Here is a 19,277-nt window from a genome sequence, read left to right as displayed (position 1 = left end):
CGCTGCATGAAAAACGCGCCCCGCGGGGCGCGTTTTTCATGGGTGCTGGTGGCACCGCGCGGTTCAATACGCGGGCACGAGTGGGGGTGCGGCCAAATCGGCCGGCGTGCCCAGCACTTGCACGAGGCTGAGGCGTGCGGCACTGGCAGCCCCCTCGAAGTCGGACTCCACTTGCGCGAGGGAGACCTCGTCGTTGACGTGCAAGCCCACGATGCCCAAGGCCCGACGGCGACCCCGATTCTTGGCGGCGTACAGCGCGAGATCGGCCCAATTCAGGGCGCGCTCCCAGGGCAGGTTCACCCCCAGGGGCGGGATGGGCAGGGTGACGAAGCCCATGGAGCAGGTCACGTCCAGCAGTTCGCCCCCGGGCAAGGCGACCGGCGTGCTGCACAGGGAGGGCAGCAGCCGCGTCACCCACTGCTTGGCGTGGGGGCCTTTCAGCGTGGGGGCATAGATCAGGTACTCCTCGCCGCCCCAGCGCACCACCATGTCGCCGTCGCGCACCGCGTCGCTCAGGCGCTGGGCGATGGCCTGGATCACCGCGTCGCCGGCCGCGTGTCCGTGGCCGTCGTTGATGCGCTTGAAGTGGTCGATGTCGATGATGACCAGGCTTCCCTCCAGCGGCTCCTGGCCACGCGCCGCCATCACCTGATGGAACTGGCGACGGTTGGCCAAGCCCGTGAGGGCGTCGCGCTCGCTCAAGGCCTTGAGCAAACGCTGGTTGCGTCGCAACTTGCGAAACGCCGCGCGGGCCCGGACCCAAAACAGGCCTCCCAGCCCCAAACCCAGGGCCAAGAGCACGCCGGCCGCCACCGCCACCTGTCGCAGGGTGTCTTGGTTGGCCAAGGTTTGGCGGGTGACATCGGCCTCGCGTTGCGCCAAGGTGAGTTCGGCCTCCTTTTGGGCGCTGCCCAGGCGTTGCCGCACCTCTTCCAACGCCAACTCCCGCGCTTGGGCTTGCGCCGCTGAGGTGAGCTTGCGTTCGGCGTGGTACAGCGCCAAGGCCTCCTTGTACTGCCCCACCCGTGCCCAGGCCTCGCTGAGTTCGCGCAAGCCTTGGGCGCGCTCGTCGGGCCGTTCCACCACAGGGATCTCTTGCAGCCGGGCCAACTGCACCCGGGCCGCGTCGAAAGCGCGGGAATCGATCAGGGCCAGCGCCAAGTTGTGACGCACGGTGGCTTCCGCCGGGTCGGCGAAGCGCCGCAGCACGGGCAGCGCTTGCTCGGCCAACTGCCGGGCCACCAAAGGCCGCCCCATGTGCACGTGGAAATCGGCCAAATTGCCCTGCAACAGCGCAGCGGTGCGCTCCAAACGGCTGGCCTGGGCCGCGGCGAGCGCCTGCTCCAGCAACTCGCCTTGGCGCCCACGTTGGTCGTAGCGCGCCGCCACAGCGGCCTGGAAGTTGAGCGTCCATATGCGCCACGTCACCCCCAAGTTCGGCAGCGCGAGCGCCTCGTTCAAAGCCGCCTCCGCGGCGCTGCGCTCGTCTTGTTGGAGGTGGAACTCCGCACGGTCCAGCAGAACGTGGGCCTGCAAATCGGGCTGACGACGCGCCTGCGCCCAGGTCATGGCCAAGTCACTGCGGCGTCGCGCCGTCGCCAGCTGACCCTGCGCCAGGGCACTGATTTGACCCAGCGAAGCCAACTCCACCAACAACCCGGCCGGGCAGTTGGCCAGAGATTCAGACGCCTCTGGAAGTGGAGATGGGCACAGCGGCTCGACAACGGCCCAGGCCTGCTCCACCAGGGCGCCCATGCGCTCGGACTGGCCCTCACGGCGCGCCACCAATGCGCGAATGTGCAGGGCCAGGGCGTCGTCGGACACCGCCTCCACTGGGTAAAGCGCGCGTGCGGCCGCCAGCTGGCCGCGTTGCAATTGCACCCGGGCTTCGACGTAGCGCAACCAAGGCCGGTACGGCTCGTCCACGGATTCGCTGCGCACGGCCTGCAACGCTTCGTCGGGTCGCTCGTAGGCCATCTGCTGAATCTGTCGCAGCCGATCGGCAAGCGGGGCTGGCAGCACAGGCACTGCGGCCGTGGCCCACCCGCTGGCCAGAAGGAGGCCCGCCAGAACCAGCGAGGTGAACGTCAGACGACTCATGCCCCGGCCTCCGCCAAGCGGGGTCCGCGCAGCTGGATCAAAGACAAGTCGCCCCGTTCTTGCGCTGCATCGGCCTCGGCCATGAGCGCCGGCAAGTCCTGTGCCGAAGGGGCATGAAGCTCGGTCAGGCTCCATGCTTGGTTGCGCCCATGGGCCTTGGCGCGGTACATCAGCTGATCGACCAGTTCCAACGCGGCCTCCCAGGGGATGGGCGCTTCGGCCAAGGGGAAGCGAGCGAAGCCCATGGACACGCTCACGGGCACCCAGTGTCCGTCGGCCAAAACCACAGGGCTCTCCGCAACGCTGTTGAGCACACGCTGGGCCAGGGCCTGGGCGACCGCGGGGTCCTGGGCATCGGTCAGCACCAAAAACTCTTCACCACCCCAGCGCAGCACGGCGTCGCCGTCGCGCGTGGCCTGGCGCAGCCGCTGCCCGATTTCAACCAGCACCTGGTCGCCGGCGGCGTGGCCGTGGCGGTCGTTGACTTGCTTGAAGAAATCCACATCCACCAAGAACAAGCTGCCCACCGCACCCTGGCGGCGGCCGGGTTGCGCCAGCAACCGGGTCAGTTGGTGCCGATTGCCCAGGCCAGTGAGGGGGTCTCGCTCGCTTTGCTCCGCCAACACCTCGTTGCTTTGGGCCAGCAAGCGGTTGGCATCGCGTGTGCGGCGCCACAAGCCAACCAGCAGCACCACGGCGGCCACCCCGCAAGCCAGCACCAAGGCCCACAGCAGCAGTTGAAGACGACGCGCCTCGGCCAGTGCCGTGTTGAGATCGTTGGCCTTGCGCAAGGATTCACCCTCGGCCATTCGGCGGTCGTCGTCGTAGCGCTGCTGGGCCTCCAGCAGCGCCTTGCGCCGGTCTTCGCGCTCCAGACTGTCGGCCAAGGTGCGGTACTCCGCATAGGCCGACATCGCGCCAGCCAAGTCGCCGGCGGTCTCGAGGTAGTGGCCCAGCTCGGCCCAGCCCTGAGACATCTCGACGAGGTTGCCGTCCTCGCGCTCGATCGCGATCGCTTTCATCACCTGAGCCTTGCCCTCGGCAACCCGCCCCATGGCAATCTTGGCAACGCCCATGTTGTGGTTGGCCAAGGCCTCGCTCGCCCGGTTCTTCGAGGCGATGCCCAAGGCCAACGCCTCTTCGGACAAGCGAATGGCTCGCGGGTAGTTGCGGGTCTTGAGTCCGATGTCGGCCAAATTGCCCAACAAAACGGCACGCGTGGGAACGTCGCCGTCTTTGGTGAGGATCGCCAGCGCCCTTTCGTAGGATCGGGCAGCGTCATCGAGACGGCCGGCATCGGTTTGCACAGCGCCCAGCGCGGTCAGGACGTTCGCCTGCTCCAGGTTGGACAGGCGACTGGCGTTGGCCTCCATGCGCGCCACCGCCTGGTCGATCCAGCTCTGGGCCGCCGCTTGATCACCTTGAATGCCGTAGGTGAAAGCCAAGGCGGTCATGGTTTCGATGGCGCGGCGAGGCTCGCCGGTCTCCTCGGCCGCCCGCACCGCGGACAAGCGGTAAGCCTGGGCATCGTCGAGCTTGCCCTGCTGCTCGGCCGCGGTGGCCCGTCGCTCGTTCAGGCGCCACCGCCACAGCGACGGCAAGCCTTGCTCTTGTTGAGGCGTGAGGCGGATCGCCTCCAAGGCCCCCCGAGCGGCCGGGAGGTCCCTGGCCAGCGCGTGCTTGCGGTATTGCAGCAATTGCCAAGCCACCCGGCCAAGGGTGGCGCTTCGGGCATCGCTGTCCTGCATCCAGGCCTGGAACGCCGGCTCCAGCGCCGCCAGGGCCGCCTCGTCCTTGGCGGTCTGCCGAAAGGCGGCCAGCAGGTACAGCGCCTCCAGCGCCATGGGGTCGCGCGCGGGCACGGTGGCACGGAGCGCTTCGAGCTCGCGCAAAGCGCGCGGGGCATCGCGCTCGTGCAGCTGGGCGATCGCGTCCAACTGCTCCAACGTGCTCGCGCTCGACGCGGTGGGCATTGGCGGACTGGCCTGCGCGTGGCCCCCCCCAGGCAGCGCCCAAGCCAGCACCCAGGCAAGCGCCCACCCGCGCCACGCGCGTGCGGGTCCCCGCCAGGGGCCGGAAAAACAGCGTTCGGTGTTCAAGCGCCAAAGTATGGCGCCGCACCCCCATTCCCCGCGGGGTACTGTTGCCAACAATCACACGCAGGCGCTCAGGCCCGGGGCACGGTCGCGGCCAGGCGGGGCCACAGGGCCGCTGGCAGGTCGTGGCCCCAGCCTTCGATCACGGTCAGCCGCGCAGCCGGCAGCAGGTTGGCCAGGTGCTGTCCATGGGGCAGGGGCAGCAAGGGGTCGGCGCTGCCATGCACGATGGAGATGGGCGCCGAGCAGCGTTGGGGCAGCTCGCGCAGCCAGCGGCTGCGGTCGCCGTCGTGGGCGATGGCCATCATCTGCCGCACATGGGCTTGCGGCCGCCAAGCGCGCTCGGCCGAGGCCTCGACCCGGGCGCGAATCACGTCCACGGGGGTGGGGTAGGCCGGTCCAGCCAGGGCTTGGTAAAGCGCGGTGATGTGCGCCAGCGCCTGATCGCGGTGGCGTGGCCGGCGCAAGATCATCCAGCGCAGTCGCGGCGCCGGCAGGGGCAGGTGGCGGGCGCCGCTGCTCGTCATCCACAGGTGCAGCGCGCGCACACGCCCCGGGTGGCGCCAGGCCAGGTGCTGCGCCACCATGCCCCCCATCGAAATGCCCAACACTTGGGCCTGTGGCACGCCGAGGGCGTCCAACACCCCCACCGCGTCATCGGCCAGGTCGGCCAGTGTGTAGGGCGATGGCAATGGCCGCCCCAAGGCTTGGCGCAGCCCGGCCCAAGCCAGCGGGGGCGTGGGCAAGTGGTCCAGGGGGCTGGAGCGGCCGATGTCCCGGTGGTCCAGCAGGATGACGCGAAAGCCGGCAGCCACCCATCGGTCCACCAAGCCCTGGGGCCAGGCGATGAGTTGCAGGCCCAGGCCCATGAGCAGCAGCAGCGGCTCGCCGTCGGGCGCACCGTCTTGGCGAACGGCGATCTCGTGGGCGCCCACGCGCACCCGCTGCTCGAGGGTCAACGGAACATCCAGCGCAGGGGCAGTGGGGGCGCGAAGGGCTTCCAGCGACCACTGGGTTGCGCCAGCCGATCGGCCACGGCGTACAGCGCCAGCGGGTTCAGGCCCAAGCCCAGGTGGCTGGCGGGCACGGCGATGTTCTCGGCCTGGGGCGCGGGCTCGTTGACGCTGCAACGCCAGGCCACCACGCCATCGGTGCGCGAGTAGATGCTGGTGCAAGGCACGGGCGGCGGTTCGCGCAGCAGGGCCAGTTGCTCGGCGTCGTGGCTGTCCTGCCCGCTCAGCATCTCGAAGAAACGCCAAGCGTTGGTGGCCCGGGGGTGACCGCTGAACGGCGTGCCCAGGGTGACGACGCTGCGCACCATCTCGGGCACGCGCTTGGCCACCTCGCGGGCGTACAGGCCACCCAAACTCCAACCCACGAGGCTGACGCGTCGGTGGTAGCGGGCGTAGGTGGCGCGCACGTCGGCCTCGCATTGGTCCAGCACACCGGGGCGGGGCCCGAAATTGAATCCCTGCTGCCAGGGCAAAGCCACGTGCCCGAGCTCGTCCAGCAGCCGGCGGATGGGGACCGTGCTGGCGTCGCTGGCGGCCAAGCCGGGAAACACCAAGACGGGGTGGGTGTCGCCCGAGGGCAAGCGGCGCAACCAGGGCAACACCGCAGCGCTGGCCGCCAGCTCCCAGGGGGCACGGGCTTCCAGCAGCATGAGCCAGGCGCTGGGCGGGCTGAGGGCGTCGAAATCGGTGGGCAATGAGGCCATGCCGTCGATCCTAGGACGCTCCGCTTCCAAAGTGTCCGGCAGGCTCAATCGGCCGCCGCCAATTCGATGAATCCGTCATAGGCGGCGCGCATCTGGGCGGCCAGCACGTCGATGTCGGGCAAGGCTTCGCCGCAGGCGATCAAGCCGACTTCCAGGTGCTTTTCGTAGGTCTGCACCGTGATGTTCAGCGCGATGCCATGCACCACGATGCTGGCCGGGGCGTTGGTCAGCATGCGGGCGCCCGCCAAGTACAGGGGCACGCAGGGGCCGGGCACGTTGGAGATGACGAGGTTGACCACGGGCGGGATGCGCTCGGCCACGCCGCCCCAGGCGCGCGCGGCGGTGGACAGCAACCAGGGCAAACCGATGGACGGGAAATCGGTGGGCATCAGGCTCTTCAACGCCGCCAAGCCGCCTTTCATGTGCTCGGTGGCCGCCCGAATGTGGGCAAAGCGCTTCTTGGGGTCGGCCAGGTGCGTGCCCAGGCTCAGACTGCTCATCGTGACTTGGTTGCCGGCGCTGGCGTCGCCCGCCTCGCGCATGGACACGGGCACGGCGGCGATGAGCGGCTTGCGGGGCAGCTCGCCCGCATCCTTCAGCAGTTCGCGCAGCGCCGTGCTGCACAGGTAGAGCACGGCGTCGTTCAAGCTCGCGCCCAAGGCCTTGCGGGCGGCCTGCAACGCCGGCAGTGGCAGGCTGAGCGAGGCAAAGCTGCGCGTGGCCGACACCGCCACGTTGAAGCGCGTGCGCGGGGCCAGGTTGAGCATGCTGTGCCCTTCGGCCTTGACCTTGCTGCCGCCCGTGAGGCGGGCCATCACGTTCTTGGCCGTGCGCGCCAGGCTTTGGCCGGCCGCGGTGCCAGCCACCTGGGTGAGCGTGCCAGCCGAAGCCGGCAAGGACTTGGCCAGGTCGATGAACTGCTTGGCCTGTTCGCTCAGCGCCAGGCGCCACTGGTCCACCGTGCCCAGTTGCGGCTGTTTGGGACGCCGCTTGCCTGGGGCGGGCAGCTCGCGCGGCTCGGGGGTCAGGTCCAGCAACACCTCGGCCAGGGCCACGGCCGATTGGCCGTCAACGGCGGCATGGTGCAGCTGGGTGTAAAGCGCCACGCGCTTGCGGCCGTTGTCACCCGGCGTGAGGTCTTCGAAGACGTGGAATTTCCACAGCGGGCGGTCACGCGGCAGCAGCTCCACGTGCAGCCGGGCCACCTCGGCATGCAACGCCGCCAGGCCGGCGCCGGGCTCCAGGGTGTGAGGCACCACGTGCAGGCGCAGGTCGGGCATCACGTCCACCCACACCGGGTTGACGAGGTTCAGCGGCAGCTCGGCCAGCTGGCGCCGCAGCGCCGGGGCGTGCGGCAACCTGGACTGCAGGTGCTTGCGCAGCGCATTGATCCACCGCCCGCGGAAGCCCGGCGGCAGCTCGAACAGGTGGAGTGCGCCGACGTGCATCGGCATCTCCGGCGTTTCCAGGTGCAGAAACAGGGCATCAAGGCCCGGCACTTGCTTCATCGATGGCTCCCGGCCCCATGCGGGGTCCGGGCCATCTTAGGCCGCAGCGCCTTCGTAGCCCCTGGGGATCGCCCCGAGCAGCTTGCGCGTGTACTCCTGCTTCGGCGCGCTCATCAGCTCTTGCACTGGCGCTTGCTCCACCACGTCGCCGTGCTGCATGACCAGCACCTCGTCGCTGATGAAGCGCACCACGGCCAGGTCGTGGCTGATGAAGATGTAGCTCAGGCCCAGCTCGTCCTGCAGGTCCTTGAGCAGGTTCAGCACCTGGGCCTGCACCGAGACGTCGAGCGCCGAGACGGCCTCGTCGAGCACCAGCACCTCGGGGTCGAGCGTGAGGCAGCGCGCGATGGCGATGCGCTGGCGCTGGCCGCCCGAGAACTCGTGCGGGTACTTGGCCAACGCGGCCTCGGGCAGGTCCACCTTCTTCAGTAGGGCCTTGGCCTTGGCCAGGCGCTCTTCGTCGTTGGCGCCGATGTTGTGGATCTGCATGGGCTCCAGCAGGGTTTGCTGGATGGTGAAGCGCGGGTTCAGGCTGGCGTAGGGGTTCTGGAACACCACCTGGATGCGGCGGCGCATCTTTTGCCAGGCCGCGCCGCCGATCTTCAGCAGGTCCTGCCCGTCGAACAGCACCTCGCCGCCCGTGGGCTCGTGCAGGCGCAGGAGCGTCAGGCCCATGGTTGTCTTGCCCGAGCCCGACTCGCCGACCACGCCCAGGGTGTGGCCCTTCTTGAGGTCGAAGCTCACGCCCTTGACAGCCTGGAACTCCTTCTTGCCGAACAGGCCTTCTTTGAACCAGAAGCTCTTCTTGAGGCCACGGGCCTGCAGCACCACCGGCGCGTTCGGGTCCTTGGCCTTGGCCTCGGTCTTCGCCGCCTGGCCGGCGATGTGGTCGTCGATGACCATCAGGCGCGCCGGGTTGTCGGTCAGGCTGGGGCGGCAGGCCAGCAGGGCCTTGGTGTAGGCGTCCTGCGGGGCGTTGAAGATCTCGGCCACGGGGGCCTTCTCGCGGATCTCGCCGTGGCGCATCACCACCACGTGGTCGCTGATCTCGCCCACGACGCCCAGGTCGTGGCTGATGAACAGCATGGACATGCGCATCTTGTCCTTGAGCTTGCGCATCAGGTCCATCACCTGGCGCTGGATGGTCACGTCCAGGGCGGTGGTGGGCTCGTCGGCGATGAGCAGCTTGGGCTCGCACGACAAGGCCATGGCGATCATCACCCGCTGCTGCTGGCCGCCGCTCATCTCGTGCGGGTAGGCGTGCAGGCGGCGCTTGGGCTCGGGGATGCCGACCTCGTTCAGCAGCTCCTCGGCCCGGGCCAAAGCCTGGCGGGGGGTCATCCCCAGGTGCTTGATCAGCGGCTCGCTGAGCTGCTGCGCCACGGTGAACACCGGGTTGAGCGAGCTCATCGGGTCTTGGAAGACGCAGGCGATGTCCTTGCCGCGGATGCCTTGCAGCTCCCGCATCGGCGTGGTCAGCAGGTCGCGGCCCTGGAACAGGATCTGCCCGCTGCGCTCGGCGTTGTCGGGCAGCAGGTTCAAGATGGACATGGCCGTGACCGACTTGCCCGAGCCCGACTCGCCCACCAGGGCCACGGTGCTGTTCTCGGGGATGTCGAAGCTGACCCCTTTGACGGCCAGGGCGCGCTGCTGCACGCCGTCCACCTTGCCGGTGCGGAAGGCGACCTTCAGGTCTTGGATCGACAACAGGGAGCTCATGGGCGTGCTCATTCCAGGCCTCGCAGCTTCGGGTCGAGCGCGTCGCGCAGCGCGTCGGTGAACAGGGCGAAGGCGGTGACGAACACGGCCATCGAGAAGGTCACGGCGGCCAGCTGCCACCAGTAGCCGAGGATCAATTCGCTTTGCGCTTCGGACAGCATCGTGCCCCAGCTGACCTGGTCGACGCTGACGCCCAGGCCGAGGTAGCTCAAGATCACTTCGCTCTTGATGAAGCCCACCACCAGCAGGCTCAGCTGCACCAGGGAGACGTGCGAGACATTGGGCAGGATGTGCTTGAAGATGCGCGAGGGCACGCTGGCGCCGATGGCCTCGGCCGAGCGCACGTACTCGCGCTGGCGGTGCTTCATGAACTCGGCGCGCACCAGGCGGTACACGCCCGTCCAGCCCGTCAGGCCCAAGATGAGCACCACGCTCATGATCCCCCGCCCAAAGATCACCGCGAAGGCAAAGATCAGCAGGATGGACGGGATGGCGGTGAACACGTTGTAGACCCACTCCAGCAGGTCGCCCACCTTGCCGCCGAAGAAGCCGCTGATGGACCCGAGCAAGGTGCCGATGGTGGTGGCCACCAAGGCGGCCAGCAGGCCCACCACGATGGACACCTCGGCGCCCTTGATGACCTTTTGCAGGATGTCGCGGCCCAGGCGGTCGCCGCCCAGGGGCAGGGTTTCGGCGCGCGGGGCTTCTTCGGTTTTGTACTTCTTGGCGGCCTCTTCCCATTCCTTGTATTTGGGCGCCAGGGGGTCGATGTCGGAGATGTCGACGTTCGGGCCCGTGGGCACGGCGATCACGCCCACCGCCTCGGGCGGCTTCGGGCCCACCAGGTGCGGCGGCGCGTTGGGCACGCCGACTTCCTTCTGCCAGTTCTTGGCCACCACGTCGAGCGCGGCCAGCGCCACCAGCACAGCGAAAGCGGCCACGATGGCCAGGCACACCATGCCGACGCGGTCGGCCTTCAGGCGCTTCCAGGCCAGGGCCCAGACGCCTTGCGAGGGGGTTGCAGCAGCGGCACTCATTTCAGAACGACTCGCGGATCGACCCACTTGTAGAGCAGGTCGGTGATCAGGTTGACCACCATGGTGATGGCGGCCAGGTAGATGGCAAAGGCCTGGATGACGGGGTAGTCGGAGCGGTTGACGGCCAGCAAGATCTCGCGGCCCAAGCCCGGGATGGAGAAGAAGACCTCGATCAGGAAGGAGCCCACGAACACGCCCGGCAGCAGCACCGAGACGTTGGTCATGATCGGGATCAGCGCATTGCGCAGCACGTGCTTCATCAGCACCTTGCCCTCGGTCAGGCCCTTGGCCCGGGCCGTGCGCACGTAGTCGTGGCCCAACTCATCCAGGAAGAAGCTGCGGTAGAGGCGGGTTTGCGGCGCCAGCGCCACCAGGCTGACGACGATCACCGGCAGCGGGGCGTAGGTCGTGAGGTTGGTCCAGAAACTGTCGGTCCAGCCCTGCACCGGGAACCAGCCCAGGCGGAAGGCGAACACGTACTGGAAGACGATGACGTAAACCAGCAGCGAGATGGACACCGCCACCGTGGTGACGACCATGATGGCGCGGTCGGTCAGGCTGCCGCGCACGTAGGCCACGCCCATGGCGATGGGGATGGCCAGCAGCACTTCCAGCAGCAGGATGGGCACCATCACGGTCAGCGTGGCGGGCATGCGCGACGCGAACAGCTGGCTCACCGGCTCGTTCGTGGCCCAGCTCTTGCCCCAGTCGAAGGTGACGATCTGCTGGATGAAGATCCACAGCTGCTCGGGCGTGGACTTGTTCAGGCCCAGCTGCTCGCGGATGGATTGGATCTGTTCTTCGGTGGCCGCCAGGCCGCCCAGGATTTCGGCCGGGTCGCCGCCGAACCACTTGAACAGGAAAAACACCAGCAGCACGACGCCCAGCAGCGTGGGAATCATTTGCCACAGGCGTCGGATCAGATAAGCCGCCATGGGTCGGCCCCTTCTTCGTCAACGCGCCAATCAACAAAACGAACCCCGCCGAAGCGGGGTGGAGATGCGACGCCGGCTGCGGCCGGAATCGGCGCGCAGTCTAGGCGAGAAGGCTGGCTTCGCCGATGGGGTAAGCCTGGGGCCAAAAGGGGCTTGGCCGGGTGGTATGCGGGCAAACCCCTCCCGCGTCCGGGCCTTCGCCCTCGCGACAAAGCCTGCCGCTGCCTACACTTCCCGCCTTTCGCAGCGCCGCGCCCACAAGGCCGCGGCGCTGTGCTGCTTCTGACGAAGGTGTGCAGGCGATGAAGAAGGTCATGGTGGCGGCGCTGGCCGCGTGCTGTTTGGTGGTGTCCACGGTGGCCACAGCCCAACCCAAGGTGTTCCGCTACGCATTCCGCGTGGCCGAAACCGGCTTCGACCCGGCCCAGGTGACCGACCTGTACTCGCGCACCGTCACGGCCGGCATCTTCGACGCCCCGCTGCGCTACCAGTACCTGGCCCGGCCCTACACGCTGGAGCCCTCGGGCTGCGAACTGCCCGAGGTCAGCGCCGACTTCAAGACCCTGACCTTCACGGTGCGTCCCGGCCTGTTCTTCGCGCCGGATGCGGCGTTCAATGGCCAGAAGCGCGAGTTGGTGGCGGCCGACTACGTCTACAGCATCAAGCGCCACTACGACCCCAAGTTCAAGAGCGGCAACCTCTACATCCTGCAAAACGCCGGCATCCTGGGCCTGGACGCGCTGCGCGCTGAGGCGCTGAAGGGCAAGCCCTTCGACTACGACCGCGAGGTCGAGGGCCTGCGCGTGCTGGACAAGTACCGCTGGCAGATCAAGATGAAGGTGGGCGACCCGCGCTTCATGCACAACCTGGCCGACCCCTTTGTGGGCGCGGTGGCGCGCGAGGTGGTGGAGTTCTACGGCGACAAGATCATGGAGCACCCGGTGGGCACCGCCGCCTGGATGCTGAAGAACGACGAGTGGCGCCGCTCCAGCAAGATCGTGCTGGTCAAGAACCCGCACTTCCGCGACGAGGTGTTCAACGAAACCGCGCCGGCCGACCGCCCCGACCTGCAGGCCCTGGCCGAGAAACTGCGCGGCCGCAAGCTGCCGATGATCGACCGCGTGGAGATGTCCATCATCGAAGAGAACCAGCCGCGCTGGCTGTCCTTCATGAACGGCGAGGCCGACATGGTGGAAGAGGTGCCGGCCGACTTCGCCAGCATCGCCATGCCCAACGGCCAGCTCGCGCCCAACCTGGCCAAGCGCGGCATCCAGATGAACCGCTACGCCCGCGCCGACGTGGCGGTGTCCTTCTTCAACATGGAGAACGAGATGGTGGGCGGCACGAGCCCCGCGCAGGTGGCGCTGCGCCGTGCCATCTCGTTGGGCGTCGACGTGGACCAGGAGGTTCGGCTCGCACGCAAAGGTCAGGCCATCCCGGCCCAGGGCCTGATCGCGCCCAACACCTACGGCTACTCGAGCACCTTCAAGAGCAGCATGAGCGAGTTCAACCGCGCCAAGGCCAAGGCCTTGCTGGACTTGCACGGCTTCGTCGACAAGGACGGCGACGGCTGGCGCGACCGCCCCGACGGCCGCCCGCTGGTGCTGGAGTACGCCACCCAGCCCGACAGCCAAAACCGCGCGCTGGCCGAGCTGTGGCAGAAGAACATGGACGCGCTGCGCATCCGCATCCAGTTCAAGTTGGCCAAGTGGCCCGAAAACCTCAAGGCCAGCCGCGCCGGCAAGTTGATGATGTGGGGCGTGGGCTGGAGCGCCAGCGTGCCCGACGGCGACGCCTTCCTGACCTTGGGCTACGGGCCCAACGCGGGCCAAAGCAACCATTCGCGCTTCAACCTGCCCGAGTACAACGCGCTGTACGAGCAGCAGCGCGCGCTGCCCGACGGCCCCGAGCGTCTGGCGGTGATGACGCAGCTCAACAAGATGGCCGTGGCCTACATGCCCTACAAGGTGCACGTGCACCGCATCTTCACGGACATGGCCCAGCCATGGGTGACGGGCCTGGAGCGCAACATCTTTCGCCGCGATTTCTGGCAATACCTGGATGTGGACCCGGTGGCCCAGCAAAGTCGCGCGGCGTCGCGCTGATGGGCGCCCCGCGATGAAGGCCTGGCTCGCCCCCCTGCTGGTTCTGGCGCTCGCGCTGCCCGCCAGGGCGGAAGAGCCCAAGGTGCTGCGCTACGCCTTCCGCGTGGCCGAGACCGGCTTCGACCCGGTCAAACTCAGCGACCTGTACTCGCGTATGGTCACGGCGCACCTGTTCGAGGCCTTGATCACGTACGACCACCTGGCGCGTCCCGCCCGGCTCAAGCCCTTGACGGCCGAGGCCCTGCCCGAGCCCAACGCCGACTTCACGGTGTGGACGGTCAAGGTCAAGCCGGGCATCTACTTCCAGGACCACGAGGCCTTCGGCGGCAAGCCCCGCGAGCTCACCGCCGCCGACTACGTCTACAGCATCCAGCGCTTCGCCGACCCGAAGAACGCGGCCCCGGCCTGGTCGACGGTGGAGGCCTGGAACCTCACGGGCTTGAAGGCGATCCGCGACGAGGCCAGCGCCAAGAAGACCGACTTCCCCTACGACCGCGTGGTGCCGGGCTTGCGTGCGCTGGACCGCTACACCCTGCGCTTCCAGTTGGACAAGCCCAACCCGCGCTTCCCGCAGGAGATCGCGCTGTCCGACTTGTTCGGGGCGGTGGCGCGCGAGGTCGTGGAACACGTGCAGAAGCAGGGGCAGGACCTCATGGAGCACCCGGTGGGCACCGGGCCGTTCAAGCTGGCGCAGTGGCGCCGGGGCTCCTTCATCGCGCTGGAGCGCAATCCGGCGTACCGCGAGCGCCACTACGACGCCCAGCCGGCCGCCGACGACGCCGAGGGCCAGGCCCTGCTCGCGCGCTTCCAAGGCCGTCGGATTCCGATGATCGACCGCGTCGAGATCAGCATCCTGGCCGAAGACCAGCCGCGCTGGCTGAGCTTCCTGCGCGGCGAGCAAGATTTCTTGGAGCGTGTGCCCGAGCCCTTCTTCTCGGTCGCCGCGCCCAACAGCCGCCTGGCGCCCAACCTGGCCAAGCAGGGCATGCGCCTGCACCGCACCCTGGGGTCCGACGTCTTCCTGATGTTCTTCAACATGGAGGATCCGGTGGTGGGCGGGCTCGCGCCCGAGAAGGTGGCGCTGCGTCGGGCCATCGGGCTGGCGATGGACGTGCAGCGCGAGATCCGCGTGGCGCGCGGCGGCCAGGCCATCCCGGCCCAGGGTACCTACCCGCCGGGCACGACGGGCTACGACCCGGCGTTCAAGAGCGCGATGAGCGACTTCGACCCGGCCCGCGCCAAGGCCCTGCTGGACGTTTACGGCTACGTGGACCGCGACGGCGACGGCTGCCGCGAGGCGCCCGACGGCCAGCCGCTGCGCGTGACCATGTCCACCACGCCCGAGGGCATCCAGCGCCAGATCGACGAGCTGTTCAACAAGGACATGACGCGCATCGGCCTGTGCATCCCCTTCGTGACCAAGAAGTGGCCCGAGCAGCTCAAGATCGCGCGTGGCGGCAAGCTGCAGATGTGGATGGTGGCCTACTCGTCGGCGCAGCCCGACATCAGCTCGGCGGCCTCGCGCCTGGCCAGCGTGCACGCGGGCGGCAACAACATCGCGCGCTTCCGCCTGCCCGAAGCCGACGTGCTGTTCGATCAGATCGCCACCCTGCCCGACGGCCCCGAGCGCCAGGCCGCCATGACGCGCTTGCGCGACCTGGGCAACGCCTACATGCCCTACAAGTTCAAAGGCCACCGCTTCCACCTGGACATCGAGCGCGCCCAGCTGAGCGGCTACCGCCGCCCCGTGTTCTGGCAGCACTGGTGGGAATACGTGGACATCGATCCCACACGGGTGCCGAAATGACCTTGAATCGTCGCGAAGCGCTGGCCGCCACCGGCCTGCCCCTGCTGGCCTCGGCCCGCGCCCATGCCAACACGGGCCGCAAGGTGTTCCGCATGGCGTTCCAGATCGCCGAGACGGGCTTCGACCCAGCTCGCATCTCAGACATCTACTCGCGCATCGTCACCAGCCACATCTTTGAGGGCTTGTACGGCTACGACCCGCTCGCCCGCCCGGCGCGGCTGGTGCCGCGCATCGCCACCGCGATGCCCGAGGTGAACGCCGACTTCACCGTGCACACCATCCGCATCCGGCCTGGCGTCTTTTTCCAAGACGACCCGGCCTTCGGCGGTCAGCGCCGCGAGTTGGTGGCGCAAGATTTCGTCTACAGCCTGCTGCGCTTTGCCGACCCCAAGACGGTGAGCCCCATGTGGCCCACGGTGGACGAGATGGGCATCGTCGGCTTGTCGGAACGGCGCGCCCAAGCCAGCTCGGGCCGCTTCGACTACGACCGCCCGCTCGAAGGCCTGCGGGCGATCGACAAGCACACGCTGCAGTTCCGCCTCCAAGCCCCGCGCCCGCGCCTGGTCGAGGTGCTGGCACAGAGCGACCTCTTCGGCGCCGTGGCGCGCGAGGTGGTCGATGAATATGGCGACGACATCCCCGGCCATCCGGTGGGCACCGGCCCCTACCGCCTGGCGCAATGGCGGCGCAGCAGCTTCATCGCGCTGGAGCGCAACCCCAGCTACCGCGAGGTTTTTTACGAGACCGCCGCCACCGACCCCGAAGCGCTGAAGATCGCCGCGCACATGAAGGGCAAGCGACTGCCCTTGATCGACCGGGTGGAAATCAGTCCCATCGAAGAAAGCCAACCGCGCTGGCTCAGCTTCCTGAACAAAGAGCACGACTTCATCGAGCGCATCCCGCCCGAGTTCGTCAACGTCGCCCTGCCCGGCGGCCAAGTGGCGCCCAACCTGGCCAAGCAAGGCATCCAACTCTTCCGCCTGCCCGCCGCCGACTGCGCCTTCACTTTCTTCAACATGGACGACCCCCAGCTGGGCGGCATGGAGCCGCACCGCGTGGCCCTGCGCCGAGCGATCAGCCTGGGGATGGACGTGCAAACCGAAATCCGCCGCGTGCGCCGCGGGCAGGCCGTGGTGGCGCAAAGCCTGGTGCTGCCCCACACCACGGGCTACGACCCGGCGTTCAAGAGCGAAAACGGCGAGTACAACCCAGCCAAGGCCCAGGCCCTGCTGGACCTGTACGGCTACGACCGCCGCGATGCCGAGGGCTTCCGCCGCCACCCGGACGGCAGCCCGCTGACGGTCGAAATCGCCACCCAACCCGACGCGCTGAGCCGGCAGTTCGACGAACTCTGGAACCGCAACCTGCGAGCACTGGGCATCAGGCCCAAGTTCATCACGGGTAAATGGCCCGAGCAGCTCAAGCTGGCGCGAGCGGGCAAGCTGCAGCTGTGGTACCTCGGCAGCACGGCCAGCTATCCCGATGGCATCGGCATGCTGCAGCGCTTGTACGGGCCGCAAGCGGGCCAGCAAAACTACTCGCGCTTCAAGCACGAGCCCTTCGACCGCCTGTACGAGCGCGCCATGCTGCTGCCCGACGGCCCCGAGCGCGACGCCCTCTTCCACGAGGCCAAACGCATCCAAGTGGCCTTCATGCCGATGAAGGTGCACGTGCACCGCATCGTCAACGACATGGCCCACCCTTGGGTCATCGGCTACCGGCGGCAGCTGTTTTGGGTTGATTTGTTTCAGAACCTCGACATCGACCTCGAGCGCCTGGCCCGGGGCTGATGCTGCACTGCCGCATCGACGGCCCCTGCGGGGGCCGTTGGCGTTTCTGGCTTGGCCATGCTGCGCTACAACATGAGATTCGGTCTACGTTTTGTTGTGCAACTACATGTCACAGAAGGGGTAAAAGCGCGGGTTCCCCCTATCGCTCCAACCTGAACCCGTAGCAAAACTACGCGCCCGCTGAACCCGAGAGATCCGATCCGATGAGGTCGGGCCCGGCCAGCGTTCGCAGCAGTACCCCCTCAATCGTTCCGGTTCCAGGAGTTGGTATGTCTCACGTTTCCCGCCCCCCCGCCTCTTCCCATCGCCCCTTGCGCCCCCTCTGGGCGGCCTTGGCCGCCCTGGGCTTGGCCAGCGCCTCGTTGCCCGCCTCGGCACTCAACCCGCGCGACACCTCCGTCCAGCTCTTCCAATGGAGCTGGAACGACATCGCCACCGAGTGCCAGCAATGGCTCGGCCCCAAGGGCTACGGTGGTGTGCAGATTTCGCCGCCACACGCCTCCAAGGTGGCTGGGGGCTGGTGGGGCGTGTACCAGCCGGTCAACTACTTGAACCTGACCAGCCGCATGGGCACCGAGGCCCAGCTGCGCAGCATGGTCACGGCCTGCAAGAACGCGGGCGTGCGGGTGTATGCCGACATCGTGGTCAACCAGCTGGCCGACGGCACCGGCACCGCCACCGACGGCAGCGCCTACAACGGCACCACGCTGAGCTACCCCGCCTTCAGCGCCAACGATTTCAACCCGAACTGCGTCATCGCCGACGGCGACTACAACAGCCCCGCCACGGTGGACCGCGTGCGCAACTGCCGCCTGGGGGGCTTGCCTGACTTGGCGACGCAAAACGCCTACGTGCAAGGCCAAATCGTCAACTACCTGGTGAAGCTGCTGCAAATGGGCTTCGACGGCTTCCGCATCGACGCCGCCAAGCACATGCCACCCGGCGCCTTGGCGCAAATCATCAACGCCGTGAAGGCCCGTCAGCCCAAGACCTTGTCCGGCGAAGAGATCTGGATCACCCAGGAAATCATCCCGGACGGCGCCACCAACCGCGCCGATTACGCGGGCATCGGCACCATCAACGAGTTCAAGTACACGTACTTGATGCGCGACGCCTTCCGCAACGCCAACGGCCAAAACCTGGCCAGCATTCCCGCGGCCATGGGCTCTTGGGGCAACTGGGGCGGGGCCTGGGGCTTCTTGCCCCCGCAGCAGGCCACCGTGTTCCTGAACAACTGGGACACCGAGCGCAACAGCGGCGACTCGCTCAACGCCAGCAACTACATCAGCGGGCAAACCAACGACACCCGTGGCACCGCGCGATACGACCTGGCCAACGTCTTCATGTTGGCCCAGGGCTATGGCGAAGCGCAGGTGCAGTCGGGCTACCGCTTCAGCGTCAAGGACGCCGACCGCCCCACCGTCAGCCCTTACAGCAACGGCGTCGCGCAAATCAACGTGGTGTGGGACTTCGTGCACCGCTGGCGTCCGGTGTCCAACATGGTGAAGTTCCGCTCGGTCACCAATGGGCATCCCGTCACCAACTGGACCACCGGCAGCGTCAGCCAAGTGGCCTTCAGCCGAGGCACCAAAGGCTTTGTGGCCCTGAACAACAGCACCAGCGCCTGGAGCCGCAGCTTCGCCACCGGCCTGCCCGCGGGCACCTACTGCAACGTGCTGACCGGCGAGCGCAACGCCGCCGGCACCGGGTGCACGGGCGACAGCGTGACCGTCTCCAGCAGCGGCACCGCAACGCTCAACATCCCGGCCGATGGCGGCGGTGCCTTCCCGGGCGTGGCCCTGCACGAAGGGCAGCGCCTGAGCAGCGTGCAGCCCCCGCCCACTGGCACTTGCGCGGTGACCTTCACCATCGCCAACGCCAACACGGTGTGGGGTGAGAACGTGCACATCGCCGGCAACCAAGGCGCCCTGGGCAATTGGGCCCCGGCCAGCGCACCCAAGCTCAACATCCAAGGCAGCACCGCCAACTCGCCCTGGACCCTGACCGTGGCCCTGCCCGCCAACACCCAGGTTCAGTACAAGTACATCAAGCGCAACGGCACCAGCACGCGCTGGGAAGGCGACCAGGCCACGACCTCGCTCAACCGCGAGTTCACGACCTGCGCGGCGGGCGGTACCCAATCCCGCAACGACGGCAGCTTCAGGTTCTGAGTGCGGACCGAGGACAGGACCAATGTCCTGTCCGACGCCGCACGAAGGACCGGCCGCCTACGAGCGGACGGGCATGAGCAGGACCGAGGACAGGACCAATGTCCTGTCCGACGCCGCACGAAGGACCGGCCGCCTGCAAGCGGACGGGCATGAGCAAAACCCGAGAAGGGCGCGGCGCCAGCCCCGCCCCTCTCCCGTTTTGCCATCCAAGTTTACAGATACATGGCCGATGGAGCCGGGCGGGCGATCGGGTCATCGGGCCCCCCAGTCTCAGCGCCGAACACCCCCCCGG

At 67.9% G+C, this 19,277-nt stretch carries 12 protein-coding genes; 4 read left to right on the top strand and 8 right to left on the bottom strand.

What is annotated here, in order from left to right:
* Positions 1-63: 63 nt before the first annotated feature.
* The 8 genes from O9335_RS10110 to O9335_RS10075 form a co-directional block, all read right to left on the bottom strand.
* Positions 64-2,100, bottom strand: a complete 2,037-nt coding sequence (locus tag O9335_RS10110; protein ID WP_298387410.1) for a diguanylate cyclase — start codon at positions 2,098-2,100, stop codon at positions 64-66.
* Positions 2,097-4,073, bottom strand: a complete 1,977-nt coding sequence (locus tag O9335_RS10105) for a diguanylate cyclase (protein ID WP_298387407.1) — start codon at positions 4,071-4,073, stop codon at positions 2,097-2,099. Before O9335_RS10105 ends, O9335_RS10110 begins: the two co-directional genes overlap by 4 nt.
* 194 nt (positions 4,074-4,267) lie before the next feature.
* A complete protein-coding gene (locus tag O9335_RS10100; protein WP_298387404.1) occupies positions 4,268-5,155 on the bottom strand; it encodes an alpha/beta fold hydrolase in 888 nt (295 codons plus the stop codon).
* Entirely contained in the window at positions 5,152-5,913 is a 762-nt protein-coding gene (locus O9335_RS10095) for an alpha/beta fold hydrolase (protein WP_298387401.1), read from the bottom strand. Before O9335_RS10095 ends, O9335_RS10100 begins: the two co-directional genes overlap by 4 nt.
* 44 nt (positions 5,914-5,957) lie before the next feature.
* On the bottom strand, positions 5,958-7,421 hold the full coding sequence (locus O9335_RS10090) for a wax ester/triacylglycerol synthase family O-acyltransferase (protein ID WP_298387398.1): 1,464 nt from the start codon (positions 7,419-7,421) through the stop codon (positions 5,958-5,960).
* A 36-nt stretch (positions 7,422-7,457) separates the two neighbouring features.
* Positions 7,458-9,140 (bottom strand): ABC transporter ATP-binding protein, encoded by a 1,683-nt coding sequence (locus O9335_RS10085; protein ID WP_298387393.1) that lies wholly within the window; start codon positions 9,138-9,140, stop codon positions 7,458-7,460.
* 8 nt (positions 9,141-9,148) lie between these two features.
* Positions 9,149-10,177, bottom strand: coding sequence for an ABC transporter permease (locus O9335_RS10080; RefSeq protein WP_298387391.1), 1,029 nt, complete (start codon positions 10,175-10,177; stop codon positions 9,149-9,151).
* Positions 10,174-11,112 carry an ABC transporter permease gene (locus O9335_RS10075; protein ID WP_298387388.1) on the bottom strand — a complete coding sequence of 313 codons (939 nt, stop codon included), beginning with the start codon at positions 11,110-11,112 and terminating at the stop codon, positions 10,174-10,176. Before O9335_RS10075 ends, O9335_RS10080 begins: the two co-directional genes overlap by 4 nt.
* Positions 11,113-11,414: 302 nt before the next feature.
* On the opposite strand from O9335_RS10075, the gene O9335_RS10070 reads away from it, so the two are divergent.
* The 4 genes from O9335_RS10070 (at position 11,415) to O9335_RS10055 (ending at position 18,985) form a co-directional block, all read left to right on the top strand.
* A complete protein-coding gene (locus O9335_RS10070) occupies positions 11,415-13,217 on the top strand; it encodes an ABC transporter substrate-binding protein (RefSeq protein ID WP_298387385.1) in 1,803 nt (600 codons plus the stop codon).
* Positions 13,218-13,230: 13 nt separating this feature from the next.
* Complete coding sequence (locus tag O9335_RS10065; RefSeq protein WP_298387382.1) at positions 13,231-15,024, top strand: ABC transporter substrate-binding protein; 1,794 nt, start codon at positions 13,231-13,233, stop codon at positions 15,022-15,024.
* Positions 15,021-16,814 (top strand): ABC transporter substrate-binding protein, encoded by a 1,794-nt coding sequence (locus O9335_RS10060; protein WP_298387378.1) that lies wholly within the window; start codon positions 15,021-15,023, stop codon positions 16,812-16,814. Before O9335_RS10065 ends, O9335_RS10060 begins: the two co-directional genes overlap by 4 nt.
* Before the next feature lie 311 nt (positions 16,815-17,125).
* Positions 17,126-18,985 carry a carbohydrate-binding module family 20 domain-containing protein gene (locus O9335_RS10055; RefSeq protein ID WP_298387374.1) on the top strand — a complete coding sequence of 620 codons (1,860 nt, stop codon included), beginning with the start codon at positions 17,126-17,128 and terminating at the stop codon, positions 18,983-18,985.
* Positions 18,986-19,277: the final 292 nt, after the last annotated feature.

Source organism: Inhella sp. (assembly GCF_027532025.1).
Lineage (GTDB): Bacteria > Pseudomonadota > Gammaproteobacteria > Burkholderiales > Burkholderiaceae_C > Inhella.
The sequence above is the reverse complement of the archived record's forward strand: the minus strand, read 5'-3'. Positions and strand labels throughout refer to the sequence as shown.